We start from the raw sequence: 25,994 nt of genomic DNA on the forward strand, positions 1-25,994 counted from the left end.
CCGCGCCCGGTGCCGCCGGCGGTGGCCTCGATCACGCCGCGACGATGTTGGCCGGTCCCGCCGTGGTGGGCCCGCCCGGTCCGCCCGGCGCTCCCGGTGCGCCCGGCGCTCCCGGTGCTCCGGGTGGTGGTGCGCCGCAGCACGCCGCGACGATGCTGGCCGCTCCGGGTGCGCAGCAGCCGCCGGCTCCGCCCGGTCCGCCGGGCGCGGCGCCGGCGCCGCCGCGCGGTGGGCCCGCGCAGCCCCCGGCGCCCTCCGGGGTGCCCACCGTCGGCCCCGGCTACCAGGCGGTGCTCCGCTACCGCGCCCCCGACGGCTCCGAGCAGCAGCTGATCCGCCGCTCGGCGCCCGGCACGCCGCACCCCGAGTGGCAGATCCTGTACGAGCTGCGCGCCATGAACGTGCCGCCGCAGCAGGTGCTGGAGCTGCACACCGAGCTGGCCTCCTGCGAGCTGCCGGGCGGCTACTGCGCCCGGATGATCCGGGAGACGTGGCCGCAGGTGCGGATCACGAGCGTGGCCCCGTACGGGACCGACCACGCGGGACGTCAGCAGGGCATGAGGCACCTGCTCACCCATCAGGGTGAGCTGCACCAGGTGGCGGACGGACCGGCGCGCCCCGCGCCGGTGCGGGCGCCGCTGCCCCAGGTCCCGCTCCAGCCGGCGATCCCGATGGACGCCATCGCGCAGGAGCTGGCCGGCGCCTTCGGGCCGCAGGGGGTGTTCCGGTTCGACCAGCGGGCGGTGTCCCGGCAGGGCGTACCGGAGATCGTGGCGCAGACCCTGATGTGGGCCGGCCTGCCGGTCGACTTCGGGCCGTTCTTCTGGGCGCAGGCCGTCCCCGGGCAGCCGGTGCCGACCCTGGCCGAACTGGCCGCGCAGCGGGGGGTGCAGCCGGCCTCCGACGCGGGCTCGTACCTGGTCGTCGGCAGCGACTTCGGCAAGGCGCTGTGCGTGCAGTACGGCACCGCGCACATCGTGGCGGTGCCGGTCGAGGCCGGGCCCGGCGGGACGCCCGTGGCGCCGCAGTTCGTCAATTCGAGCCTGCCGCAGTTCGCGCGCTCGCTGGCGATGCTGGGTCACATGTGGCGGCTACGGCAGCACTTGACGCCGGAGCAGGCCGGCCGGTGGACCGTCGATTTCCAGGCGAATCTGGCGGGCCTCGACAGCGCGGCGCTGGCCTCCCCGGAGAGCTGGTGGTCGGTGCTGCTGGAGCAGATGTGGGACGGACTGCTCTGATCAGGTGATCGGATCATTGGCCGGGCCGGTGCCCCCGAACGGGGTCGCGGCCCGGCCATTCCGGCTTCGGGGAGCAAATGACGCATCCTTGACGGGAATCCCCGCGAGAGAGGCGCTTCCAGGATGAGTGCACCCATGTCACCTCACGGACCTCAGGGTTTCTCGACCGTACGCGGTCGCGGTTACCGGATGGAGGACGTCGACCGGTACCTCGCACGGCTGGCCGGCAGCCGCGACGAGGCCTGGGAACGCGTGGCACGGCTGACGGTCCTGGCCAAGCAGCTGGAGGCGGAGGCGGACCGGCTGCGGGAGGCCGTGGCCGCGCTGGCCCCCCAGACCTACGACGAGCTGAGCGAACGGGCCCGACGGATCCTGGCGTTGGCCCAGGAGGAGGCCGAGGTGCTGCGCGCGGACGCGCGGGCCGACGCCGTCGAGGCGGCGGGCGCGGCGGAGGCGTACGCGGACCGGGTGGCGGAGTCGGCGCGCCACGACGGGGAGGCCGTGCGCGAGCAGACCGAGGTGCGGGCCCGGCAGGGCCTGCTGCGGGCGCAGCGGGAGGCGGACGAGGCGCGGGCCGAGGCCCGCTCCGACGCGGCCGGTTGGCGCTCGGAGGCCCAGGCGGGCCTCGTCGAGACGCGGCGGCGCGCGGAGGCGCTGCTGGCGGAGCGGGAGCAGGAGCACACGGAGCGGTGGGACGCCGCCGAACGCGAGGCGGCGGCGCGCGAGGCCGAGCAGGAGGCCCGGCAGGCCGAACTGGAACGGTACGCGCAGGCCCGGTTGTCGGAGGCCCGGCGCGGCTTCGCGGAGGCCGAGGAGTCGGCGCGGCACGGCCAGGAGGACGCGGAGGCGCGGGCCGCCGAACTCCTCGCGCAGGCACGGGTGCGCGAGGAGCGCACGGGCCGGGAGACGGACCGGATCCTGCGCGAGCACGAGGAGGCGCAGGAGGAGATGCGGGCGCACATGAACCACGTCCGCTCCAGCCTGGCGGCGTTGACGGGCCGGGCGCCGGCGGAGGGCTGACCGGGGCGGCTGTCACCGGCGGATCCTAGGATCGCGGCATGAGCACCGCGTTGAGTCTGTACCTGCTGGAGACGGAGAGGACCCGGGCGTGGGTCGGGTCGGGGGACCAGGGGTTCCTGCGGGCGATCCGCGCCGAGTTCGCCGCGGAGATCGCCGATGACGACGACTGGTTCGCCGACGCGATAGCCGCCGGCGCCCCGACCGCCGCGCAGGCGCTGGAGGCGGTGGTGAACGGGGGGCCGTACGAGGCGGAACACGCCTTCCAGTACGGCTACGCCTACCGGCGGATCTGCGCGATGGGCGGCCCCTTCCTCGACAACTCCTCCTTCAGCCCCTACCGGGGCGACTGGCTGTCGATGGTGGACGAGGGGCTGCGCGCCGTGAACGTCACCGCCGTCTCCGTGGCGGCCTTCGACTCCTGCCGGCTGCCGTCCGGTCTGCCGTACACGCACGTCCCGGGTTGCGGCGCGTGGTCGCCCGAGGAGTGCGAGCGGGCGCTGGAGCAGTTCGAGGAGGGCCGGCGCCTCGGCCTGGCCCCGGTGGCGGATCGTGACGTGGCCGAGGCGGTCGAGCAGGTCGTTGGCTGGCTGCGGCGCGTGCCGCGCGGTGCGGGGTACGGGATCGTCGGCTTCCGGTCCTGAGCCGCGACGCGGGCCCGCGTCCGGGCCGCCGCCGGGGAGGGGGCCGGGGGTACGGGCGGGGTCACGGGCGGGGGTCGTCGGCCGGTCGGTCGGGTGTGGGCGGGGCGGGAGCCGGTCCGGCCGAGGGGGTCGCGGGTGCGGGGCTCCCGGGCGCGGGCACCGGTACGGACACCGACACGGGCGAGGGCGCGGGCGCGGCGTCGGCCGGGCCCGCGTAGGCGTACGGGTCGCTGCGCAGGCCGCGCGAGGTGACGACCACCGTGAACGGGGGGCGGAGCGAGGGCGGCAGCGCGGCGGTCAGGGCGCCGGTCGCGGGGTGGACGTCCGCGACCAGGGGGGTGTCGTCGACGGTGAGGCGGGGTTCGGTGAACCCGCCGCCCTCGACGGTGAGCAGGCCGCCTGTGGCTCCGACGCGGGTGATGACCGGATTGGCCCGGGTGGCCATCTTGTTGACGAGGTAGGCGCCGGCCGGCGCGCCCGTCAGGGCCCAGATCTCGGAGGGCAGTCGGGGCAGCCCGGCGGTCGGGTCCGCGAGGAAGAACAGCACCACGTAGAGCATGGTGACCGCGCTCAGGGCGACGTACTGGAGGTCGACGAGGTCCACGCGCCCGCCGTCGCCCGCGATGAGTTCCCGCAGGGGGCGGCGCCCGTCGGCGGAGGGCTTCGGGGCGGGCTTGGCCATGCTGCCGTGTTCCACGCGCAGGCCCACGACGGCCTTCGCCCCGATCAGGGCCAGGTACGGGCCGCCGAGCAGCGGCAGGTACACCGAGGTCAGGGGGGACAGGGGGCCGTCGGGGCCCCGGAACCAGGAGACGCCGCCGCCCGCCGTCAGCCCGTGGGCGAGGATCGCGAGGAGCAGCCAGACCAGGATGACGGTCCAGGCGAGCGCGAGGGTGGTGGAGGTCGACAGGCGGCCGTCGCGGCCGGTGACGAACCCCGGGGAGCGGCGCAGGCGCAGGCCGACCGGCAGGGTCAGGGCGGCGAGTAACGCCAGGGCGAAGAACGTGGCTGTCATGGGGTCCCCCCGGTGCGGTCCGTGGGTAGAGGGTCACCCACCGGCTCCGTGCATGACAAGCATGACAAGCGAGCGTGACCAGCAGGCGTGGCAGGCGTGACGGGCTTCAGCGCTGTTCGGGGAGGACCGGGAAGCGGCGCGGGGCGATCAGCAGGAGCGCCAGCAGGGCCGCGAGCGCGGCGGCGGTCGCGCCGAGGAAGATGTGGTCCACCGCGGCGGCCACCGCGTCGCGCAGGTGTCGGGCCGCGGCGGGGGACAGCTCGCCCGGCGCCGCCAGGGCCCGCGACACGTCGTCCAGCGTCGTGGGCAGCCCCGCCCCCGGGGCGCCCGCCAGCCGGGCCGCGACGGTGGCGTTGGCCACGGCGCCGAGCAACGCGGCCCCCACGCTCTGCCCGACGGTGCGGCAGAACAGCACCGAGGCGGTGGTGGTGCCCCGCTCGGCCCAGCCCACCGTGGACTGCACCCCGACGATGAGCGGCAGTTGGAACAGTCCGAGGGCCGCGCCCAGCAGCAACATGACCAGCGCGGGCTGCCAGGCCCGGGCGGGGTGGGGCAGCAGGGTGAAGGAGAACAGGACGACGGCTGCCAGGGACATGCCGAGGACGGCGGTGTCGCGGAAGCCGATGCGCCGGTAGACGTGTTGGCACAGGGCGGCCGAGACGGGCCAGCTCAGGGTCATGAGCGCCATCAGCAGGCCCGCGCCGACGGGTCCGAGGCCGAGCACGGTCTGCGCGTACGTCGGCATGAACACCATCGGGGCGATCATCAGCAGCCCCAGCGCGCCCAGGGCCAGGTTGACGGCGGCGATGGTGCGCCGGCGCCAGACCCAGCCGGGCAGGATCGGCTCCTCGGCCCGACGCTCGACCCGGACGACGACGACGGCCGCGACCGCGCTCGCGGCCAGCAGCCCGAGGGAGGGGGCGGACAGCCAGGGCCAGGCGACCCCGCCCTGCACCAGGGCGAACAGCAGCAGCCCGCCGCAGACGAACACCCCGAGCGCCCCGGCCCAGTCGACGGGCCCCCGGCGCCCGGGGGAGCGTACGGGCTCCACGAGCCGGCGGGCGGTCAGCCACAGGGCGAGGCCCGCGAGCGGGACGTTGATCAGGAAGGTCCAGCGCCAGCCCGCGTACTGGGCGAGCAGTCCGCCGAGGGCCGGGCCGACGAGGGCGGACGAGGCCCACACGGTGGTCATCCGGGCCTGGATGCGGGGGCGGTCCTTGAGCGGGTAGAGGTCGGCGGCCAGGGTCTGCACGGTGCTCTGGAGGGCGCCGCCGCCCAGCCCCTGCACGATCCGGAACGCGATGAGCGCGGCCATGTTCCAGGCGAAGGCGCACAGGATCGAGCCGACGAGGAACAGCGCGGTGCCGAAGAGGAGCACGGGCTTGCGGCCCAGGGTGTCGTTCAGCTTGCCGTAGACGGGGAGGGTGACGGTGACGGCGAGGAGGTAGCCGGAGAAGACCCAGGAGAAGACGGAGAACCCGCCGAGGTCGCCGACGATCTGAGGGACGGCGGTGGAGACGATCGTGCTGTCGAGGGCCACCAGGGCCATGCACAGCATCAGGGCGACGACCACGGCGGTGGGCGGCCGCCCCGGCACGCCGGTGACGCCGCCGTCGCCGGCGGTCGTGGCGCCTGAGGTCGCCGCGCCCGCGGGCGCGTCCAAGCCGGCGGAAACCTTTCCCCCGGCCGCCGCGTCGGGGCCGGTCGCGTCCTCGTCGCGGGCGCGCGCCCCGTGCTCGGCTGTCCCCACCCCTGCCTCCCCCGTCCGAAGGAAACACCATCTCACCGGGGGTGCGCCGGAGGGTATCCCCGACCCCGGACGGTCCGAAGGGTGGACATCCCCTAGGGGTGGGTCAGCATTCCGGCCCAGGGGTCTTTCGTCCCGGCGGAGGAGGCCGAAGGTCCTTTCGGGTCTTTAACTGATTCCTACGGGCGGGGCGCCGGGGGGTGGGGTTAACCCCCCGGCGGATACGGCGACGGGCACCAGCGCGTCGGCCGGCCCCGCCGCGCAGACTTCGAGGCGGCGACGCGCGCGCACGCGGGCGGACACGGCCACAGGCACCACGAACAGGGGAGAAGACCGTGACATCGGCGATGACCGAAACCAGGCACGGGGACATCGGCGGCCACGGCGCCGTCGCGGCCCGGGCGCGCAAGGTCGTCAAGGCCTACGGATCCGGCGAGACCCGCGTCGTCGCCCTCGACGAGGTGGACGTCGACATCCACCGGGGGCAGTTCACCGCGATCATGGGTCCCTCGGGCTCCGGCAAGTCCACGCTGATGCACTGCCTGGCCGGACTGGACACCGTGACGAGCGGCCACATCCACCTCGACGACACCGAGATCACCGGCCTGAAGGACAAGAAGCTCACCAGGCTGCGCCGGGACAAGATCGGCTTCATCTTCCAGGCCTTCAACCTGCTGCCGACGCTGAACGCCCTGGAGAACATCACGCTCCCCATGGACATCGCCGGCCGCAAGCCCGACCCGCAGTGGCTCGACCGCGTCGTGGAGACCGTCGGCCTCGCGGGCCGCCTCAAGCACCGGCCCACCGAACTCTCCGGCGGACAGCAGCAGCGCGTGGCCGTCGCCCGCGCCCTCGCCGCCCGCCCGGCGATCATCTTCGGCGACGAGCCCACCGGAAACCTCGACTCCCGCGCCGGCGCCGAGGTCCTCGGCTTCCTGCGCCAGTCGGTGGACTCCCTCGGCCAGACCATCGTGATGGTCACCCACGACCCCGTCGCCGCCTCCTACGCGGACCGCGTCATCTTCCTCGCCGACGGCCGCATCGTCGACGAGATGCACGCCCCCACCGCCGACCAGGTCCTCGACCGCATGAAGGACTTCGACGCACGCGGGCGGACCTCGTGACCGTCATGAAGACGGCGCGACGCAACTTCGTCGCGCACAAGGGGCGCATGGCGCTCTCCGCCATAGCCGTCCTGCTGTCCGTCGCCTTCGTCTGCGGCACCCTCGTGTTCACCGACACGATGAACACGACCTTCGACAAGCTGTTCGCGGTCACCAACTCCGACGTCACCGTCAGCCCGAAGCAGTCCGACGTCGGCGAGGAGATCCCCGACACCGGCAGGCCCCCGACCCTCGACGCCGCCGTCGTCGCCAAGGTGGCGGGCGCCGAGGGCGTGAAGTCCGCCGAGGGCGGGGTCGTCTCCACCGCCGTCACGGTCGTCAACGCCAAGAACGAGAACATGGGCTCCACCACGGGCGCCCCCACCCTCGCGGGCAACTGGAACGACAACGAACTGAAGTCCATGAAGATCACCTCGGGCAAGGCCCCCCGCGGCCCCACCGAGGTGATGATCGACAACGACACGGCGAAGAAGCACCACCTCGCCCTCGGCGACGAACTGCGCACCATCACCTTCAACGGCGACCTCCGCTCGAAGATCAGCGGCATCGCCACCTTCCAGGTGACCAACCCGGGCGCGACCCTCGTCTACTTCGACACCCCCACCGCGCAGACCGGCCTGCTCGGGTCCGCCGGGGCCTTCACCCACGTCAACGTCACCGCCAAGGACGGGGTGAGCGACGAGCAGCTCAAGCAGAACGTCGCGAACGCCCTCGGCGCCGGCTCCCACAAGCTCCAGACCGCCAAGGAGGCGGCCGACGCCAACCGCAAGGACGTCGGCGCCTTCATGGACGTCCTGAAGTACGCGATGCTCGGCTTCGCCGCCATCGCCTTCCTCGTCGGCATCTTCCTGATCTTCAACACCTTCTCGATGCTGGTCGCCCAGCGCACCCGCGAGATCGGCCTGATGCGCGCCATCGGCGCCGACCGCCGCCAGATCAACCGCTCCGTCCTCCTCGAGGCCTTCCTGCTCGGCCTCGTCGGCTCCCTGCTCGGCGTCGCCGCCGGCATCGGCCTGGCCATCGGCCTCATGAAGCTCATGGGCCTGCTGGGCATGGAGATGTCCACCGGCGACCTGACGGTGGTGTGGACGACCCCGGTCGCCGGCCTCGTCCTCGGCATCGTCGTCACCGTCGTCGCCGCGTACGTCCCGGGCCGCCGGGCCGGCAAGGTCTCCCCGATGGCCGCCCTGCGCGACTCCGGCAACCCCGGCGACCGCAAGGCCGGCATGGTCCGCGCCGTCCTCGGCCTCGTCGTCACCGGCATAGGCGGCGCCGGCCTCTACCTCGCGACCGCCGCCGAGAAGGCCGGCGCGGGCTCCCTGTGGCTGGGCGTCGGCGTGCTGTTCACGCTGATCGGCTTCATCATGATCGGCCCGCTGCTCGCCGCCGGCGTCGTCCGCGTCCTCTCCGGGGTCGTCCTGCGGCCCTTCGGCTCCGTCGGCCGGCTCGCCGAGCGCAACGCGCTGCGCAACCCGCGCCGCACCGGCGCCACCGCCGCCGCGCTGATGATCGGACTGGCGCTGGTCGCCTGCCTGTCGGTGGTCGGCTCCTCCATGGTGGCCTCCGCCACCGACGAACTCGACAAGTCGGTCGGCGCGGACTACATCGTCGCCTCCGAGACCGGTCAGCCCGTCATGCCCCAGGCCGAACAGGCGATGCGCGGCAGCACCCGCCTCGACCACGTCACCGCCTACCGCCAGGTCACGGCCAAGGTCACCGCCCCCGACGGCTCCACCGTCGACGAGCGGCTGAGCGTCACCGACCCCACCTACGCCGAGGACATCCGGCGCAAGACGGTGGCCGGCGAGCACGCGGCCGCGTACGGCACGAACGCCATCTCCGTCGGCTCGCTCTACGCCGACGCCCACCGCGTCAAGCTCGGCGACGAGCTGACGGTGGCCCTCACCGGCGGCAACACCGTCCGGCTGAAGGTGGCCGCGATCACCCTCGACGAGGGCAACCTCGACAAGGGCGCGAAGTACGTCAGCACCGCGCTGGTGCAGGCCAACCTGCCCGCCGACCGGATGCCGCGCCCCTTCATGCTGCTGGCCACCGCCAAGGACGGGCAGGCGGCGAGCGCCTACGAGGACGTCAAGAAGGCCCTCGCCGAGTACCCGCAGTACAAGGTCCGCAACCAGGCCGACTACAAGGAGGCCCTGAAGGACCAGGTCGGCCAGATGCTGAACATCGTCTACGGGCTCCTCGGCCTCGCGATCATCGTCGCGGTGCTCGGTGTCGTGAACACCCTGGCCCTGTCGGTGGTCGAGCGGACCCGGGAGATCGGGCTGATGCGGGCCATCGGCCTCTCGCGCCGCCAGCTGCGCCGCATGATCCGCCTGGAGTCGGTGGTCATCGCCCTCTTCGGCGCCCTCCTGGGCCTCGGCCTCGGCATGGGCTGGGGCGCGACCGCGCAGCAGCTGCTGGCCCTCGAAGGCCTGAAGGTGCTGGAGATCCCGTGGCCGACGATCCTCGGCGTGTTCGCCGGCTCGGCCCTGGTGGGCCTGTTCGCCGCACTGGTCCCGGCCTTCCGGGCGGGGCGGATGAACGTCCTGAACGCGATCGCGAGCGAGTAGCCGGCGCGGCGGTCGTACGGGGGGAAACCGCCGGCCCCGGATCGTCCGCGAGGACGGCCCGGGGCCGGCGCCGTGCGCGGGGCGGGTGCGCGGGTGCGGGTGCGGCTGCGCGGCCCGGGGCCGGCGCCGGTCAGACGCGGGCGAGCAGCACCACGCCGCCCGCCTCGCCCACCAGGGCGAACCGGGCCCCGGGGTGCAGCCGGGCCGCGTACTCGACCGGGTCGCCGGCCCATTCGTCGGAGTTGTCGAAGGTCAGGTACGCCGGCAGCACCCCCCGGGTGTCACCGATCCACATCACCCGGCAGCGCGAGGTCAGCCGGCCGAGCGGCCCGTTGTCGGCCTCCACCCAGGCCCCGTCCGGGATCGCCGTGAGCAGCTCCTCGACGGCGGCCACCCGGGCCGGCGTCGTGTACGGGCTCCGCTCCCCGAGCCGGGCCAGCGGCAGGGTGGTGGCGCTCAGGGCGAGGGCGGCGGCGAGCAGGGCGGCGGGCAGCTGGAGGGCGTAGGAGCGCAGCCACGGCCGTCCGCCGCGGCGGACGGTGTCGAGGGCGTCGGCCAGGGCGAGGGCCACGACCGGCATCAGGACGGCGCTGTAGTGCCAGTCGGTGGACCAGTAGTGCGGCTCGCCCGACACGAAGCGCCAGCCGAGGGTGGGCACGGCGACCAGCAGCAGCGGGGAGCGCAGCGCGAGCAACCCGCTGGTGGGCAGCAGCACCCAGGCGAGGGTGGCGATCTTCGTGCCGAGTCCGCGCAGCGGGCCGCCGGGGCGGTCGAGCTTCTCCCAGTAGGCGTAGCCCTCGCCGGCGAAGGAGGGGATCACCACGGTGAACACCAGCGCGGCCACCAGCACGCCCGCCGCGGCCACCGCCACGGCCAGTCGGGCGGCGCGGCGGTCGTCCGCCCGGGCCCGCCAGGCCACCACCAGGGCCAACGCCGCCAGGGTGACCCCGAGGTCCTCCTTGACCAGCAGCAGCGGCGCCCCCCAGGCGAGCGCGGCCCGCCAGCGGCGCGCGAGGAGCGCCTCCAGGGCGAAGGCCAGCAGCGGCACGGCGAAGCAGATCTCGTGGAAGTCGAAGTCGACGGCCCGTTGGACCCCCCAGGACAGCCCGTACGCCGCCCCGAGGGCGAGCCCCCGGGCCTGCCCGAGGAGGCGGATCGAGGCCCGGGTGACGGGCAGGGCGGACAGCGCGAACAGGGCCGCCTGCGCCACGAGGAGGGTGACGGGGCTCGGGTGGAGCCGGTAGAAGGGGGCGATCAGCGCGACGATCGGGCTGAAGTGGTCGCCGAGGATGTTGAAGCCCGGCCCCTTCAGGTCGGCCACGGGCGCCCGCAGCCAGGCGTAGGACCGCACCACCTGCTCGAAGATCCCGAGGTCCCAGGAGTACTCCTCCATCCGCCGGTGGCGGGCCAGGGAGAGCGTCGCGTACGCGAGGAACAGCAGGACCGTCAGCGCGTACGGGGCCAGGCGGGCCGCCCGTCGCCGGTACGGGGCGCGGCCGGTCGCGGCGAGGGGTGCGCGGGACGCCGAGGAGCCCGCGGCCTCGGCGGCGGCGGGCTCCTCGGGGATCGGGGGCGTCCCGGGGGGTATCGGCATACGGACGGATTTTCGCACCCGAACGGGTGAGGCCCCGGACCCGCCCCCGGACCCGCCCCCGGCCGGGCCGTGCGCGCGCCCCCGCCCCCGGCCCGCCTTGGAGCCGCACCCTCCGCTTCCGCCGGTCGGCGCCACCCGCCCGACGCCCCGTCCCGCCCGCGCGCCGGCCCGTGCCGCGACCTGTGCCCCGACCCCGTGCCCGACCCCGTGCCTCGGCCCGTGCCCGGTCGTGCGCCCCCCGTGCCCGCCCCGGGCGCGGCCCCGGCCGCTCCGCCGGCCCGACCGGCGGGGCGGGCGGCCCGGCGTGTCGGGGGTCGGAATCCTTCGCGCGCGCCCGCCGGCCGCGTCGTAGGGTGGGAACCCCCGGCCCGTTCCACGTGTCGGGTCCTTCGCGTTGCCCCTCCGCACTCTTCCAGGACGGAAAGCCCCCTTCATGAGCCTGCACGGACTGCTCGACGCCGTCACCCGGGACCCGGCCCTCGCCGAGGCGGTCACCGCGGCCGGGGACGGCAACCGCATGCACGTGGACCTCGTCGGCCCGCCCGCCGCGCGGCCCTTCGCGATCGCCGCGCTGGCCGCCCGGACCGGGCGGACCGTCCTCGCCGTCACCGCCACCGGACGGGAGGCCGAGGAACTCGCCGCCGCGCTGCGTTCCCTGCTGCCCCCCGACGAGGTGGTGGACTACCCGTCCTGGGAGACGCTGCCCCACGAGCGGCTCAGCCCGCGCAGCGACACCGTGGGCCGCCGCATCGCGGTGCTGCGCCGGCTGACGCACCCGAGCCCGGACGACCCGGCGGCCGGTCCCGTCTCGGTGGTGGTCGCCCCCATCCGCTCGGTGCTCCAGCCGCAGGTCAAGGGGCTCGGGGACCTGGTGCCGGTGAGCCTGCGCCAGCGGGAGAGCGTCGACCTGGGCGACGTGACGCGAGCGCTCGCGGCGGCGGCGTACGCCCGCGTCGAGCTCGTCGAGAAGCGCGGCGAGTTCGCCGTGCGCGGCGGCATCCTCGACGTGTTCCCGCCCACGGAGGAACACCCGCTGCGCGTGGAGTTCTGGGGCGACGAGGTCGAGGAGATCCGCTACTTCAAGGTCGCCGACCAGCGCTCCCTGGAGATCGCCGAGCACGGCCTGTGGGCGCCGCCCTGCCGTGAGCTGCTGCTGACCGACGAGGTGCGCGAGCGGGCCGCCGCGCTGGCCGAGGCCCACCCCGAGCTGGGCGAACTGCTCCACAAGATCGCCGACGGGATCGCCGTCGAGGGCATGGAGTCGCTGGCGCCCGTCCTCGTCGACGACATGGAACTGCTGATCGACGTCCTGCCCGCGCGGTCGATGGCCGTGGTCTGCGACCCGGAGCGGGTCCGCACCCGGGCCGCCGACCTGGTGGCCACCAGCCAGGAGTTCCTGATGGCCTCCTGGGCGGCCACCGCCGGCGGCGGCGAGGCCCCCATCGACGTGGGCGCCGCCTCGCTGCGCGGGATCGCGGACGTCCGCGAACACGCCCGCGAGCTCGGCATGATGTGGTGGTCGGTCTCCCCGTTCGCGGCCGACGAGGCCGACCTGGTCGGCGGGGACACCCTCAAGCTGGGCATGCGCGCCCCCGAGGCCTACCGGGGCGACACCGCCCGCGCGCTCGCCGACACCAAGGGCTGGATCGCCGACGGCTGGCACACCGTCTACCTGACCGAGGGCCACGGCCCGGCCGCCCGCACCGTCGAGGTCCTCGGCGGCGAGGGCATCGCCGCCCGCCTGGAGGCCGACCTCGGCGCCCTGGAACCCTCGATCGTGCACGTCGCCTGCGGCTCGATCGACAACGGCTTCGTCGACCCGGCCCTGCGGCTGGCCGTCCTCACCGAGACGGACCTGACCGGACAGCGCACGGCCACCAAGGACCTCGGCCGGATGCCGACCCGGCGCCGCAAGTCCATCGACCCCCTCACCCTGGAGGTCGGCGACCACATCGTCCACGAGCAGCACGGCGTCGGCCGCTACATCGAGATGGTGCAGCGCACCGTGCAGGGCGCCACCCGCGAGTACCTCCTCGTCGAGTACGCCCCCGCCAAGCGCGGCCAGCCCGGCGACCGCCTCTACATCCCCACCGACCAGCTGGAGCAGGTCACCAAGTACGTGGGAGGCGAGGCCCCGACCCTGCACCGGCTCGGCGGCGCCGACTGGACGAAGACCAAGGCGCGGGCGAAGAAGGCCGTCAAGGAGATCGCCGCCGACCTCATCAAGCTCTACAGCGCGCGCATGGCCGCCCCCGGTCACACCTTCGGCCCGGACACCCCCTGGCAGCGCGAGCTGGAGGACGCCTTCCCGTACGCGGAGACCCCCGACCAGCTCACCACCATCGCCGAGGTCAAGGAGGACATGGAGAAGTCCGTCCCCATGGACCGCCTGATCTGCGGCGACGTCGGCTACGGAAAGACGGAGATCGCGGTACGGGCCGCCTTCAAGGCCGTCCAGGACGGCAAGCAGGTCGCCGTCCTCGTCCCGACCACCCTGCTGGTGCAGCAGCACTTCGGGACCTTCTCCGAGCGCTACAGCCAGTTCCCGGTCAACGTGAAGGCGCTGTCGCGCTTCCAGTCAGACACCGAGTCCAAGGCCACCCTGGAGGGGCTGAAGGAGGGCTCGGTGGACGTGGTCATCGGCACGCACCGGCTGTTCTCCCGGGAGACCAGGTTCAAGGACCTGGGCCTGGTCATCGTCGACGAGGAACAGCGCTTCGGCGTCGAGCACAAGGAGCAGCTGAAGAAGCTCCGCGCCAACGTCGACGTGCTGACGATGTCCGCGACGCCGATCCCGCGCACCCTGGAGATGGCGGTGACCGGCATCCGCGAGATGTCGACGATCACCACCCCGCCGGAGGAGCGCCACCCGGTGCTGACCTTCGTCGGCCCCTACGAGGAGAAGCAGATCGGCGCCGCGATCCGCCGCGAACTGCTGCGCGAGGGGCAGTGCTTCTACATCCACAACCGGGTCGAGTCGATCGACCGGGCCGCCGCCAAGCTGCGCGAGATCGTGCCGGAGGCGCGGATCGCGACCGCGCACGGCCAGATGTCCGAACAGGCCCTGGAGCAGGTCGTCGTGGACTTCTGGGAGAAGAAGTTCGACGTGCTGGTGTCCACGACGATCGTCGAGTCGGGCATCGACATCTCCAACGCCAACACCCTGATCGTGGAGCGCGGCGACAACTTCGGCCTCTCCCAGCTCCACCAGCTGCGCGGCCGCGTCGGGCGCGGGCGCGAGCGCGGGTACGCGTACTTCCTGTACCCGCCGGAGAAGCCGCTGACGGAGACGGCGCACGAGCGTCTCGCGACGATCGCCCAGCACACCGAGATGGGCGCCGGCATGTACGTGGCGATGAAGGACCTGGAGATCCGCGGCGCGGGCAACCTGCTCGGCGGCGAGCAGTCCGGGCACATCGCGGGCGTCGGCTTCGACCTGTACATCCGCATGGTCGGCGAGGCCGTGGCCGACTACCGGGCCGCCGTGGAGGGCGGGGTGGAGGAGGAGCCGCCGCTGGAGGTGAAGATCGAGCTGCCGGTCGACGCGCACGTCCCGCACGACTACGCGCCCGGCGAGCGGCTGCGCCTCCAGGCGTACCGGTCCATCGCCGCGGCCAACTCCGAGGCGGACATCAAGGCCGTGCGGGAGGAGCTCACCGACCGCTACGGCAAGCTGCCGGAGCCGGTGGAGAACCTGCTGCTGGTGGCGGGGCTGCGGATGCTCTCGCGCGCCTGCGGGGTCGGGGACATCACCCTCCAGGGGCCCAACATCCGCTTCGGACCGGTGGAGTTGCGCGAGTCGCAGGAGCTGCGTCTGAAGCGGCTCTACCCGGGCACGGTGCTCAAGCCGGCCACCTCGCAGGTGCTGGTCCCGCGCCCGAAGACCGCCCGGGTCGGCGGCAAGCCGCTGGTCGGCCGCGAACTGCTGGCGTGGACGGGCGAGTTCCTGACGACGATCCTGGGCTCGTGACCGCGCCCCCGGAGGGCCCGGGGCTCCGGGCCCCCCGGGGCGGTCGCCTTCCTCAGGAAGGCTGTGCGCTCGTGCTCGGGGCGGCGGCGGGCTCCCTGGAGAGGCCGGGGAGCCCGAGGTAGTCGGTACGCCCGAAATCGGGCCCCCCGATCTGTCGGTCCACCAGATAGGGGATGCCGTCCATCACCACGCGGTCCGTGATCTCGACCCCGTCGGGCGTGGTCGACTTGAAGACGGCCACCCGCCACTGGTCGTAGGAGCTGTCGGCCTCCCGCCGGACGTTGCGGGTCTCGGGGAAGGCCGTGGCCGGCCGGGCCTGCTCGCAGAGGGCGCGCAGGTGCGCGACCGAGGGGTCGGAGGCGTCGGTGGGCGTCCACCCGTTGGGATCGACCTCGGGCCGGGGGGCGTCCTTGAAGAGGTCCTGGAGGAAGCCCTCGTCCGCCTTGAGGGCGAGGACGTCCTCCTTCAGGTAGAGGTCCGCGGCCCCGGCCTTCATGACGGTGACCTGGCCCTGGCACACCTCCCCCTTGACGCCCAACATGGCCGAGATCCGGCGACCGCCGCTCGTCTGCCCGATGTGCAACTCCTTGACGGAGACGCGTCCCGTCTCCTCGTACGCGGCGCGCAGCACGGCGGCCGGGTCCTTGCCCGCGAACGGGTCGGGTGCGGGCGGCGAGGAGGGCGGGGCGGTGGTGCTCGGGGACGGCTTCGGCCGCGCGGTGTCGGCGGACGGTCCGCATGCCGTGAGGGTGGTCAAGGTCGTCGCGAGTGCCGCGCAGGCGAGCGCGGTGGTGACGGTCGTCGCGGTGGTGCGCACGTCGGTTCCCCCTGGGAATGTTCGAATTCCCAGAGGGTAGCCACGGCGGCGCGGGCGCCGACCGGACGGGGCGGGTCAGGACTTCTTCCAGGGGGCGCAGCCCGTGGTCTTGAAGTAGCCGTCGCCGGCGGTGATGGTGACGACCGCCGGGCCCTCCGGGTTCTCGTTGGCGATGATCGAGTCGATGGTGTGGGCGGCGTCCTTGGAGCGTTCCCAGTAGCAGCCCGTCGAGCCCTCGGCGGGGCCGGTCGACTTGTAGGTGCCGGGCGCGAGGTCGAGTCCGACCTTGAACATGCCGCCGTCGCCCGCCGCCTCGGCCTTGGGGGAGCCGCCCGCGGCCTTGGGGTCGACGGCCTCCCAGTCCTTGCAGCCGCTGGACTTGAAGAGCTTGTCGGTCGCCGCGACGGTCACGTAGCTCGTGCCCGTCACGTTGTCGTTGGCGATGATCGACTCGACCTCGCCGGAGGCGTCCTTCAGGCGCTCCCAGTAACAGCCCAGCTCCTTGTTGCCGGTGGTGCGGTAGGTGCCGGGCTTGACGTCCGAGCCCACCTGGAAGGTGCCGGCGCCCTTGAGGGCGGCCTTCTTCTTCTCCTCGGCCGGCTTGGAGCTCTGGCCGCCCTGGCTCGGCTGCGCCCCGGCCGAGGGCTTGCCGGCCGGGGCGGAGGAGGCCGCCGGCTTCGCCTCGGCGGTGCTCTTGCCGTCCTTCGGGGTGTCCGTGCCGCCGCACGCCCCGACCAGGACGAGGGTGAGGACGGCGCCGCATCCCGTGAGCACCTTGTGACGGGCGATCCAACCGGTGCGCGGGGTGTGGGACTGGGACATGGGAGTGCTCCTGTTCCTGCCGTGTGCGGGGCCCCGGCCGGGTCCCGCGACTGCTCGCCGCCGTTTGACGGGCTCATCACAACAGAGCTTGTGAACCGAGTCAACGGGGTTCACGCGGAATCTCATATTCACGCTGTGAAGGGATCTCTCGCGTGTGTACGGGTATGCTCCGGCCATGCAGGAGGACAGCGCGGCCCCCCACGCCGCAGGCAACCCCGGGCCCACCGCCGAGACCGCCCCCGAGCCGGCCGCCGAGGTCACCGCCGCGGGCATCGCCCGCCTGGCCGGCGTCGGACGGGCCGCCGTCAGCAACTGGCGGCGCAGGCACCCCGACTTCCCCAAACCCGTGGGCGGCACCGAGACCAGCCCCTCCTTCGCCCTGTCCGAGGTGGAGGACTGGCTGCGCTCCCAGGGCAAACTCGCCGAGGTCCCCCTGCGCGAACGGCTCTGGCAACAGGTCGCCTCCCACCCCGGCGGCGCCGTCGCCGCCCTCGTCGACGTCGGCGCCGCCCTGCTCGTCGTACGCGACCGACCCGCCCGGTGGCTGGAGCTCGCCGCGGGCTCCGACGCCCGCATGGCCGCCCTGCTGCCCGACGCCACCGCCGAGGTGCTCACCGACCGCCTCGGCACCGACCGGCCCCCGACCCTCGGCCCCCGCCCCGACGCCACCCCCGTCCCCCTGCTGCGCGCCGCCGCCGAACTCGCCGCCGGCCACCGCGCCGACGGCGCCCGCAAGGCCTTCGAGTTCCTCCTCGGCCGCCACCTCGACGCCAACCCCCGCCAGTACACCCTCACCCCCGACGGCTGCGCCGAGCTGATGGCCGCCCTCGCCGGCCCCGGCGTACGCACCGCCCTCGACCCCGCCTGCGGCACCGGCGGCCTGCTCCGCGCGCTGAAGGGGGCCGACGCCCTCCACGTCGAGGACTCCTCGCCCGAACTGGCCGCCCTCGCCGCCCTGCGCCTGGCCCTGCACGGACCCGCCCGGGTCCGCGCCGCCGCCGCCGACAGCCTGCGCGCCGACACCTTCGCCGGCGCGGCCGTCGACGCCGTCCTGTGCCACCCCCCGTTCAACGAACGGGGCTGGGGCCACGAGGAACTGGCCTACGACCCCCGCTGGGAGTACGGCCTGCCCGCCCGCACCGAATCCGAACTCGCCTGGATCCAGCACGCCCTGGCCCACCTGCGCGAGGGCGGCACCGCCGTGCTCCTCATGCCGCCCGCCGTCGCCGCTCGCCGCTCCGGCCGCCGGATCCGGGCCGACCTGCTGCGCCGGGGCGCGCTGCGGGCCGTCGTCTCCCTGCCCGCCGGGGCCGCGCCCCCGTACGGGATCCCGCTCCAGCTGTGGGTGCTGCGCCGACCCGCCCCCGGCCCGGCCCCGGCCGGGCTGCTGCTCGTGGACACCGCCGGCCTGGTGCCCGAGGGCCCCGGGCAGGCCCCGGGGCAGGCGCGGGCCGCGTGGCCCGCCGTCCAGGAGGCGGTACTGGCCTCCTGGACGGCGTACGACCGCACCGGAACGGCCCCCGAGGTGCCCGGAGTCAGCCGCGTCGTGCCCGTCGTCGAGCTGCTGGACGACGAGGTCGACCTCACCCCCGCCCGCCACCTGCCGCCCCCCGGCACCGCCGGCGGCCTCGCCGAACTGGCCGCCGTACGCGAACGGCTCGACGAGACCCTGACCCGCGCGGCCCGCCTCACCCCGCCGCCCGGCGCGCCCGCCGCCGAGACCGCGCCCAAGGCCGCGCAGACCACCATCGGCGAACTCGCCCGCGCCGGCGTCCTCCTGCTGCGCACCGGCACCGCGAGCCCCTCCGTCGAGGGAACGCTGCCCCTGCTCACCGAACACGACGTCCACTTCGCCGGCCCGCCCTCCGCCACCACCACCGCCGCGTCCGGACCCGGAACCGAGGAGCCGGTCGTCGTGCGGCCCGGCGACGTCGTCGTGCCCGTCGTCGGCGCGGCCGGCACCGCCCGCGTCGTCGGCACGGACCCGGCGAGCGGCGCCGGCGCCGTCCTCGGCCGCAACCTCCAACTGCTGCGCCCCGACCCGGCCGCGCTCGACCCCTGGTTCCTCGCCGGGTTCCTGCGCGGCACCGCCGGCACCCGCCGCGCCAGCAGCCACGCCTCCACCGCCACCCGCCTCGACGTGCGCCGGCTGAGGCTGCCCCGCCTCGCCCCCGCCGAACAACGCCGCTACGGCGACCGCTTCCGCGCGCTCGCCGAGTTCGAGGACGCGCTGCGCCAGGCGGGACGGTTGGGGGAGCGCCTCGTCCAGGGGCTCTACGACGGCCTGTCCGACGGCTCGGTCGCCCCCGACTGAGCCCCGACCGACCCCGCCCCGGCCCCGCACCGACACCGCCCCGCCCCCGGCCGCCCCCGGTCGCCCCCGACCCGGTGGGCTTCGCGACGGGGATGTGCTGCGACCTCGCAACGGTTGCGTCCATCCCCTCACGAACGGCCGGAAAGGCTGTATACGCTCAGACGTCGACCCCTTCCGTACGCCCCGTCAGGAGCAGCGATGCACGCCCCCGGCCTCCCGCCGCAGCAAGGCCCCTACGGCCACCGGCCCGTGTCCGGGGCCGCGATGACGCTGCGCGTGGTGTTCACGGCTCTGCCGGTGCTCACCTGCGGTTTCTTCGCCTGGGGCGCGCTGCTGCGGCTCGCGCTGCTCACCCGCAGGGGCCGCGACTGGGCGCTGTTGGTCCTCAGCGGACTGCTGTCGATCGTCTGGATCGTCTTCATCGAGCTCGACCCGACGGCCGAGACCAACGGCTGGCAGGGCAACGTCGGCGCCGGTGGCTCGATCCTCACCGGCTTCGTGGTCTGCGCCTACTACCTCGTCTGCGACATCCGCCACCACGAGGCGAAGGCCGCCGCGGCCCTCGCGCCACCCGCGCACTGGTACCCCGCCCCGCAGGACCCGTACGCCGGACACCGGCAGATGCCGCAGCAGGCGCCCCAGCCGCAGCACCGGCCCCTGCCGCCCCAGCAGACCGGCCCGTCCTACGGCTACCCGCAGGCCTCCGCGCCCACGCCCGTCCCGCCGCGGCCCGCACCGCCCCAGCCCGGCCCGCCGCAGCCCACGCCCGCCCCGCGCCTGGGCCAGGTCCGCGCCGAACTCGACGAGCTGAGCGAGCTGCTGCGCAAGCAGACCCCGGCGCAGCCGCCGCAGCCGCCCCAGCCCGGCGGCCCGTACCGCGACCCCCATGACACGACGCCCCGCGGACCCGAGCAGTGAGCGAGCCCGAACGCGTCATCGGCGAGCGCTACCAGCTCGCCACCATCCTCGGCCAGGGCGGCATGGGCCAGGTGTGGACGGCCTACGACCGGCGCCTGGACCGGCGCGTCGCCGTCAAGCTGCTGCGCCCCGACAAGGTCGCCGGCCCCGGCACCGTCGCCGAGGAGCTGCGCCGCCGCTTCGTGCGCGAGTGCCGGGTCACCGCGCAGGTCGACCACCCGGGCCTGGTCACCGTCCACGACGCCGGCAGCGACGGCGACGAGCTGTTCCTCGTCATGGGCCACGTCGAGGGCTCCGACCTGGCCGACCACCTCGCCGAGCACGACCCCTACCCGTGGCCCTGGGCGGTCTCGGTGGTGGCGCAGCTGTGCGCGGTGCTGTCGGCCGTGCACGCGGTGCCGATCGTGCACCGCGACCTGAAGCCCCGCAACGTGATGATCCGCCCCGACGGCACCGTGCTGGTGCTCGACCTCGGCGTCGCCTCCGTCATGGACACCGACACCACCCGCCTCACCAGCACCGGATCCCCGATCGGCAGCCCCGCCTACATGGCGCCCGAGCAGGCCATGGGCGGAGCCGTCGGCCCGTACACCGACCTGTACGCCCTCGGCGTCCTGCTGTACGAACTCCTCAGCGGGAACGTCCCCTTCGCCGGCTCCACCGCCCTCGGCGTCCTGCACCGCCACCTGTACGAGCCCCCGCAGCCCGTCCGCGGCGCGCGCCCCGACGTCCCGCCGGAGCTGGAGGCGCTGCTGATGCGCCTGCTCGCCAAGGACCCGCAGGACCGCCCCGGCTCCGCGCAGGAGGTCTACGAGGCCCTCGAACCGCTGCTGCCGGCCCGCGGCGCCCGCCTCCCCACCGGCCCCCTCGACCCGACCCGTCCCTTCCTGCGCCCGCACGCCCCCTGGCCGGACCGGGCCGCCGCCGTCCCGCCCCGGCCGACCGCGCCGCCGACGCCGGCCCGCCCGGACATCCCGGGCGCGGTGGACGAGGCCCGCAAGCTCCTGGACCAGGGCCAGTTGACCCGGGCCGTGGACATCCTCGGCGGGATCCTGCCGGCCGCCGCCGCCGAGCACGGGGAGCACTCCCCGGTGGTGCGCAGCCTGCGCAAGCAGTACGCCGCCACGCTCATGGACGACGGCCAGTACCGCCGGGCCCTGCCCGAACTGCGGCGCCTCGCGGACGAGTTCCCCGCCGGCGACCCGCAGTCCCTGCGCTTCCGCTACGACGCCGCCCAGTGCCTGGAGCAGCTCGGCGAGCCGGCCGCGGCCCTCGCGGAATACCGCTCGCTGCTGCCGCTGTTCGAGAACCACTACGCCAACCCGGACCCGGGCCTGCCCCTGGAGGTCCGCCGCCGGATGGCGCACCTGCTGCTCTCCCTCGGCGACCGGGCGGCGGCCCACGACACCCTGGTGCGCCTCCTGTTCGACGCGGACCGGCTGCACGGGCCCGGCCACCCCCTGCCGGTGGAGGTGCGCCGCACGCTCCAGTGGCTGGGGCAGGTGCGGTGAGCACCCGACCCCCGCGCCCCCGCGCCCGGGCCGGCGCCCTGTTCCTCCTCGACGCCTCGGACCGCCTCTTCCACCTCTTCCCGGGGTGACCTCCGGTTCTCTCGGGCGCCGGCACGTACGAGGCCTTCGGGGGATCCCCGTTCGGCGGCCCGGACGCCGAGGACCACTACGTCGCCCCGGTGGTCGCCCCGCTCGCTGCGGCGGACGCGCCCGCCGTCGGGGCCTGACGGGGCGGCGCGTCCCGCTCCCGCGACCGCCGGCGCGTGAGGGCCGCCCCCGCCACCGCCAGCAGCGCCAGACCCGCCACGGATCCGCCCGCGAGCAGTCCCGGCGGCCGGAACGAGCAGCTCACGCCGGTGTCCCCGGCGTCCAGCGGCACGGCGAGCAGGCCCAGGTGCGCCGAGGCGGGCCGCCCGTCACAGCTCCAGCCGGCGACGGCCGGTACGGAGACCACCGCCGTGCGGGCGCCGCCGGCGGGCAGGGTGGCCCTCAGGCCCGCGTCCGACACGGCCACCGACGTGGCGGCGGAGGCGCGCAGGGTCGCCACCGCCGCGTCGAGCCGGTCCGCGTCCAGGCAGCCGAGCGTCCAGGACGCGGGCGCCGGCCGGTCGAAGATCAGCCTCGACGCCGGTCCGCGCGAGCGCCCCATCGGCTGGAGCGCCGCCCGGTTGCGGGGGGCGTTGCCGTTCAGGCGCTGGGGCCGGCCGTCGGCGAGGCGGGCCGTGGCGTTGTACTCCGGGGCCCACAGGAAGACCTCCGTCCCCGCCCGGCAGACGCCGGGCCCGACCGGTTCCTCGTAGACCCGCGCGCCCAGCAGCAGCTCCTGGTTGGCGAAGGGCGAGTCCCCGAAGGCCGGTACGGGACCGGCCGGTCGGACGGTGACCAGCGGCAGGGCGTTCGCGCGCACGACCGTGCCGTCGGGCCGCAGCCGCGCCCCGACCGCGAACAGGGCGTCCGTCACCGGGTTGTCGAGGCTCTGCACGTTGCGGCCCCGGGAGGTCCAGCCCGCGCCGAGCGCGGCCATCGTGCGCGTGAACACGTCCGGGGTGTGACTGCTGTAGTAGGCGCCGCCCTGGCCGCCCAGCAGCATCGGGTCGTTGCCCGACAGGGCGGGCCGGCCCGCGTCGGTGCGGTACGCGGGCCAGCCGTCGGCGCTCGCCAGCGCGGCGGCCCGCGCGCCGTGGGCGGCGCCCCACGCGGGGTAGTCGTCCAGCCCGGCCAGTTTGCCCCGGTGGCCGTGGGCCGTCGTCGCGGCGGCCTGCGCCACCAGGACGACGCCGAGCACGGCGGCGGCCGGGGCGATCAGCCGGCGGCGTACGAGGGCCCACCAGGCCAGGCCCGCCAGGAGCAGCCCGCCGCAGAACAGGCCGGTTCCCCACGGGGTGGCCAGGGGGCTCGCCGCCGACCACAGGGCGGCGATGGTGAGCAGGCCCGCGCCGCCCGCGAGGGCGCGCGGCGCCGGCGGGCCGCAGGCCAGTCCCGTCCAGGCGGCGATGACCACGATCCCGGCCAGGACGAAGGTCTGCCGGTAGGCGCTGCCGTTCGGGGTGGCGAAGACGTGCCAGGCCAGGTGGGTCGGCGCCCACTGCAAGGACAGGGCCACCGCCACCACGAGCCCGGCCCACCACCACCGCACCCGCGCCGGCGCCGCCCGGTGGAAGGGCAGCGCGGCCACCAGCAGCAGCGTCCCCGTCCCCACGAAGACGGCGGGGGAGTTGAAGGAGTACGTCGCCGGCATCAGCCGGGCGAACAGGTCGGCCCACGGCACCGGTCCGAACTCCCGCGACCACCCCGGGTAGGCCTGCTTCGAGCTGAGGAACAGCGGCACCAGCACCGGCGCCGCCAGGGCGATCCCCAGCAGGCAGGTCACCGCCCCCCGGGCCGTCACCCGGGCGCGCTCGCGCCACCCGTCGCGGGTCAGCACCACCCGTACCACCAGCACCAGGGCGGCGCCCAGCGTCGCCATGTAGGCGGTGTAGAAGTTCGCCGTCCAGCACAGGGCGACCACCAGCGCCCCCGTCACCGGCCGCCGGTCGCGCAGGGCCCACTCGCCGGTCAGGCACAGCAGCGGGAAGGCGATCAGACCGTCCAGCCACATCGGGTTGTAGGACGCCTCGATCACCGACCAGCCGCACAGCGCGTACGAGGCCGCCAACAGCCCCGCCGCCCACCGCGGTCCGCGCCGCTGGGTCAGCAGCAGCCGGGCCATCACGGCCGCGGCGACGGCGATCTTGAGGACGGTGACCACGTACACGGCGAGGTCGATGTCCTCGCGCGGGAACAGCGCGACGAGCACGGCGAAGGGGCTCGTCAGGTAGGTGCCCCAGTCCGGCAGGAAGGAGCTGCCGAAGCCGGACTGCCAGTTGAAGAGGAGACCGCCGTCGGCCCGCCCGTGCAGCAGGTCCCACAGGTGCGCGTGGAAGGGCACGAACTGGTTGCCGAGGTCGTTGACGCTGCGGTGGCGCGGACCGTACGGGAACACCCGCGCGACCGCGTCCCCGGCGCAGACGGCGACCGCCGCGAGCAGCGCGGCCAGGGCCGGGCCCGAGGCGCCGGCCAGGAGGGTGGCCGGGCGGCCGGCGGGGCGCGGGGGTCGGGCGGTCGCGTCGCCTCGGGCGGAGTGGTGCGGGGAGAGCTGCGAAGTCGACATGGTGGTCCCGACCATCGCAGCAACGGAGGGCCCGGCGGTAGCCGGAGGGTGAACTCGCACCCCAACACCCCCGTAATCGTTGGTCGAACCGGTGGCCCGTACCACCCTGACCTCATACCATCGATCACCGCACGGCCTTGTGCACCGACGCACAATCTCCCGGCCCTGGAGGCTCCTTTGCACCGTCGCACAGCGCTCTCCGTCTCCGCCGCCCTGCTCGTGGCGGCCCCCCTGCTGTCCGCCTGCTCCGGCGAGACCCGCCCCGGCACCGCGGCCGTCGTCGGCGGTGAACGCATCACCACCTCCGCCCTCCAGGCCCAGGTCAACGACGTCCGCACCGCGCAGAACCGTTCCGATCAGAGCGCGCAGCTGATCGGGGCGACCGCCGGTCTGGAACGGCTCAAGCTCAACAAGATGATCCAGACCGCCGTCCTGGAGCGCGCCGCCAAGGACGCCGGGGTCAAGGTGAGCACCAAGGAGATCGAGGACGTCCGCAAGGCGCAGCTCGAACAGGCCGGCGACGAGAAGACCCTCGCCAAGGCCGCGCTGGAGCAGGCGCAGCTGGCCCCCGGCCAGATGGACGCCGACACCCGCTTCAAGCTGCTGCGCGACAAGCTGTTCGCGCACTACGGGAGCCAGGAGGCGGCCCTGGCCAAGCTGGGCGAGGCGGCGAAGGCCCTGCACATCGAGGTCAACCCGCGCTACGGGCGCTGGGACGCGCGGCAGATCATCCTGGGCGACCAGCAGACCCCCTGGATCACCCAGCGGACCGTGCCCGAGGAAGCGGCCCCCGCCGGAGCCTGATCCCGCCGGCCGGAGGTAGGTTCGGAGGGTGACCGACCACACCGCCGAACCCGCCCCCGTCCGCGTCCCCGCCGACACAGACACCGACGCCGCCACCGCCACCGCCCCCGACGCCCCGGCCGGCGCGGACACCGGCCGGATCGTCCTGCTGACCGCCAGCCACCGGGTCGCCCCGGGCCTGCTGTCCTGGCCGGCCTGGCGGACCCTGCACGCCGCGGACCGGGTGCTGTGCGCGGACGCCGACCACCCGCAGCTGCCGTACCTGCGCGAGGCGGGGGTGGAGGTGGCGCACGAGGCGCCCGACGCGCACGCGCTCGTCGAGGCCTGCGCCGGCGGTCGCACCGTCGTGGTGATCCCGGGCGGCGAGGGCGACCGGCACCTGACCGACGGGCTGGCCCGCCTCGCGGGCTCCGGCCGCGTCGACATGCCGGACCTCGAGCTGCTGCCCGGCTCCTACGACCTGCCCGGTGCCCGGCTGCTCGACCTGGTCCAGGTGATGGACCGGGTCCGGCGCGAGTGCCCGTGGACCTCGCGGCAGACGCACGAGGGACTGGTGAAGTACGCCATCGAGGAGGCGTACGAGCTGGTCGAGGCCATCGAGGACGGGGACCGGGCGGCGCTGCGCGAGGAGCTCGGGGACGTCCTGCTCCAGGTGTTCTTCCACGCGCGCATCGCGCAGGAGGGCGCCCCGCTGCGCGGCACGGCCGGGCCGGACGCCGAGGCGGCGGGAGCGGGAGAGGAAGAAGGGGAGGAAGGGGACGCGGACACGGACGCGGACGCGGCGCCGTTCTCCATCGACGACGTGGCCGGGGACCTGGTCGCCAAGCTGATCCACCGCCACCCGCACGTCTTCGGCGACGCCGAGGCCGAGTCCCCCGAGGACGTCAACGCCCACTGGCAGGCCACGAAGGCCGTCGAGAAGCGGCGCGAGTCGGTCACCGACGGCGTCCCGCCGGCCCAGCCGGCCCTCGCGCTCGCGGCCAAGCTGGCCGGCCGGGCGCGTACGGGCGGCGTGGAGGTGGAGCTGCCCCGGGGCGAGGGGGTCGGGTACGAGCTGCTGGCGCTCGCGGCACGCGCCGAGGCCCGGGGGATCGACCCCGAGACCGCGCTGCGCGGCGCGGCCCGCGCCTACCGGGACGCGATCCGCGCGGCGGAGGGCGTCGGCCGCTGACGCGCCCGCCGGAGGCCCGCCGCGGCGCCCGGATCCGTCGGGGCCCGGTCGGATCCGTGGGGCCC

Annotated in this window: 16 protein-coding genes and 1 pseudogene; 11 read left to right on the forward strand and 6 right to left on the reverse strand. The window is 74.9% G+C overall.

What is annotated here, in order from left to right; translation table 11 throughout:
- The 3 genes and pseudogenes from ACZ6ZI_RS26540 to ACZ6ZI_RS26550 all read left to right on the forward strand — a co-directional run.
- Positions 1–1,238: pseudogene (locus ACZ6ZI_RS26540) on the forward strand (SUKH-4 family immunity protein); the annotation flags it as partial.
- A gap of 123 nt (positions 1,239–1,361) precedes the next feature.
- Positions 1,362–2,258 (forward strand): DivIVA domain-containing protein, encoded by an 897-nt coding sequence (locus tag ACZ6ZI_RS26545; RefSeq protein ID WP_363055052.1) that lies wholly within the window; start codon positions 1,362–1,364, stop codon positions 2,256–2,258.
- Positions 2,259–2,296: 38 nt separating this feature from the next.
- On the forward strand, positions 2,297–2,899 hold the full coding sequence (locus ACZ6ZI_RS26550; RefSeq protein ID WP_469524737.1) for a DUF7691 family protein: 603 nt from the start codon (positions 2,297–2,299) through the stop codon (positions 2,897–2,899).
- 61 nt (positions 2,900–2,960) lie between these two features.
- On the opposite strand, the gene ACZ6ZI_RS26555 is transcribed toward ACZ6ZI_RS26550, so the two are convergent.
- Both ACZ6ZI_RS26555 and ACZ6ZI_RS26560 read right to left on the reverse strand, forming a co-directional pair.
- Positions 2,961–3,914, reverse strand: coding sequence for a hypothetical protein (locus tag ACZ6ZI_RS26555; RefSeq protein WP_469524738.1), 954 nt, complete (start codon positions 3,912–3,914; stop codon positions 2,961–2,963).
- A gap of 106 nt (positions 3,915–4,020) precedes the next feature.
- Positions 4,021–5,577, reverse strand: a complete 1,557-nt coding sequence (locus ACZ6ZI_RS26560) for an MFS transporter (RefSeq protein ID WP_469524906.1) — start codon at positions 5,575–5,577, stop codon at positions 4,021–4,023.
- Positions 5,578–6,008: 431 nt separating this feature from the next.
- Between ACZ6ZI_RS26560 and ACZ6ZI_RS26565 the strand changes: the two genes are divergently transcribed.
- On the forward strand, positions 6,009–6,785 hold the full coding sequence (locus tag ACZ6ZI_RS26565) for an ABC transporter ATP-binding protein (RefSeq protein WP_469524739.1): 777 nt from the start codon (positions 6,009–6,011) through the stop codon (positions 6,783–6,785).
- Positions 6,782–9,358 (forward strand): ABC transporter permease, encoded by a 2,577-nt coding sequence (locus ACZ6ZI_RS26570; protein WP_469524740.1) that lies wholly within the window; start codon positions 6,782–6,784, stop codon positions 9,356–9,358. The genes ACZ6ZI_RS26565 and ACZ6ZI_RS26570 overlap by 4 nt, the downstream gene beginning before the upstream one ends.
- A gap of 130 nt (positions 9,359–9,488) precedes the next feature.
- On the opposite strand, the gene ACZ6ZI_RS26575 is transcribed toward ACZ6ZI_RS26570, so the two are convergent.
- Positions 9,489–10,952 carry a DUF2079 domain-containing protein gene (locus tag ACZ6ZI_RS26575; protein ID WP_469524742.1) on the reverse strand — a complete coding sequence of 488 codons (1,464 nt, stop codon included), beginning with the start codon at positions 10,950–10,952 and terminating at the stop codon, positions 9,489–9,491.
- A gap of 433 nt (positions 10,953–11,385) precedes the next feature.
- Between ACZ6ZI_RS26575 and mfd the strand changes: the two genes are divergently transcribed.
- Positions 11,386–14,922 (forward strand): transcription-repair coupling factor, encoded by a 3,537-nt coding sequence (gene mfd, locus ACZ6ZI_RS26580; RefSeq protein WP_469524745.1) that lies wholly within the window; start codon positions 11,386–11,388, stop codon positions 14,920–14,922.
- 52 nt (positions 14,923–14,974) lie between these two features.
- Here the strand turns inward: mfd and ACZ6ZI_RS26585 are convergent, their stop codons facing one another.
- Together ACZ6ZI_RS26585 and ACZ6ZI_RS26590 are read right to left on the reverse strand one after the other, a co-directional pair.
- A complete protein-coding gene (locus ACZ6ZI_RS26585; protein WP_469524746.1) occupies positions 14,975–15,739 on the reverse strand; it encodes a hypothetical protein in 765 nt (254 codons plus the stop codon).
- A 75-nt stretch (positions 15,740–15,814) separates the two neighbouring features.
- A complete protein-coding gene (locus ACZ6ZI_RS26590) occupies positions 15,815–16,561 on the reverse strand; it encodes a hypothetical protein (RefSeq protein WP_469524751.1) in 747 nt (248 codons plus the stop codon).
- Between the two features lie 175 nt (positions 16,562–16,736).
- On the opposite strand from ACZ6ZI_RS26590, the gene ACZ6ZI_RS26595 reads away from it, so the two are divergent.
- The 3 genes from ACZ6ZI_RS26595 to ACZ6ZI_RS26605 all read left to right on the forward strand — a co-directional run bounded on the left by ACZ6ZI_RS26595 (position 16,737) and on the right by ACZ6ZI_RS26605 (position 21,304).
- Positions 16,737–18,875 (forward strand): N-6 DNA methylase, encoded by a 2,139-nt coding sequence (locus ACZ6ZI_RS26595; RefSeq protein WP_469524752.1) that lies wholly within the window; start codon positions 16,737–16,739, stop codon positions 18,873–18,875.
- Positions 18,876–19,073: 198 nt separating this feature from the next.
- Positions 19,074–19,793: a hypothetical protein gene (locus tag ACZ6ZI_RS26600; RefSeq protein ID WP_469524754.1), complete on the forward strand. Its 720-nt coding sequence runs from the start codon at positions 19,074–19,076 to the stop codon at positions 19,791–19,793.
- The gene (locus tag ACZ6ZI_RS26605; RefSeq protein WP_469524756.1) at positions 19,790–21,304 is read left to right on the forward strand and encodes a protein kinase domain-containing protein; all 1,515 of its coding nucleotides are present in this window, start codon (positions 19,790–19,792) and stop codon (positions 21,302–21,304) included. The genes ACZ6ZI_RS26600 and ACZ6ZI_RS26605 overlap by 4 nt, the downstream gene beginning before the upstream one ends.
- A gap of 166 nt (positions 21,305–21,470) precedes the next feature.
- On the opposite strand, the gene ACZ6ZI_RS26610 is transcribed toward ACZ6ZI_RS26605, so the two are convergent.
- Positions 21,471–23,954 carry a YfhO family protein gene (locus ACZ6ZI_RS26610; RefSeq protein WP_469524758.1) on the reverse strand — a complete coding sequence of 828 codons (2,484 nt, stop codon included), beginning with the start codon at positions 23,952–23,954 and terminating at the stop codon, positions 21,471–21,473.
- A gap of 177 nt (positions 23,955–24,131) precedes the next feature.
- Between ACZ6ZI_RS26610 and ACZ6ZI_RS26615 the strand changes: the two genes are divergently transcribed.
- Both ACZ6ZI_RS26615 and ACZ6ZI_RS26620 read left to right on the forward strand, forming a co-directional pair.
- Positions 24,132–24,758, forward strand: coding sequence for a SurA N-terminal domain-containing protein (locus ACZ6ZI_RS26615; protein ID WP_469524761.1), 627 nt, complete (start codon positions 24,132–24,134; stop codon positions 24,756–24,758).
- Positions 24,759–24,897: 139 nt separating this feature from the next.
- Positions 24,898–25,929, forward strand: a complete 1,032-nt coding sequence (locus tag ACZ6ZI_RS26620; protein WP_469524909.1) for a nucleoside triphosphate pyrophosphohydrolase — start codon at positions 24,898–24,900, stop codon at positions 25,927–25,929.
- Positions 25,930–25,994: the final 65 nt, after the last annotated feature.

The organism is Streptomyces sp. NPDC103540, from assembly GCF_055584445.1.

Bases quoted from the DNA above. Each gene is read 5' to 3' on its own strand.
- ACZ6ZI_RS26545 (WP_363055052.1), top strand. From the start codon at position 1,362: ATGAGTGCACCCATGTCACCTCACGGACCTCAGGGTTTCTCGACCGTA.
- ACZ6ZI_RS26550 (WP_469524737.1), top strand. From the start codon at position 2,297: ATGAGCACCGCGTTGAGTCTGTACCTGCTGGAGACGGAGAGGACCCGG.
- ACZ6ZI_RS26555 (WP_469524738.1), bottom strand. From the start codon at position 3,914: ATGACAGCCACGTTCTTCGCCCTGGCGTTACTCGCCGCCCTGACCCTG.
- ACZ6ZI_RS26565 (WP_469524739.1), top strand. From the start codon at position 6,009: ATGACCGAAACCAGGCACGGGGACATCGGCGGCCACGGCGCCGTCGCG.
- ACZ6ZI_RS26575 (WP_469524742.1), bottom strand. From the start codon at position 10,952: ATGCCGATACCCCCCGGGACGCCCCCGATCCCCGAGGAGCCCGCCGCC.
- mfd (WP_469524745.1), top strand. From the start codon at position 11,386: ATGAGCCTGCACGGACTGCTCGACGCCGTCACCCGGGACCCGGCCCTC.
- ACZ6ZI_RS26590 (WP_469524751.1), bottom strand. From the start codon at position 16,561: ATGTCCCAGTCCCACACCCCGCGCACCGGTTGGATCGCCCGTCACAAG.
- ACZ6ZI_RS26595 (WP_469524752.1), top strand. From the start codon at position 16,737: ATGCAGGAGGACAGCGCGGCCCCCCACGCCGCAGGCAACCCCGGGCCC.
- ACZ6ZI_RS26600 (WP_469524754.1), top strand. From the start codon at position 19,074: ATGCACGCCCCCGGCCTCCCGCCGCAGCAAGGCCCCTACGGCCACCGG.
- ACZ6ZI_RS26610 (WP_469524758.1), bottom strand. From the start codon at position 23,954: ATGTCGACTTCGCAGCTCTCCCCGCACCACTCCGCCCGAGGCGACGCG.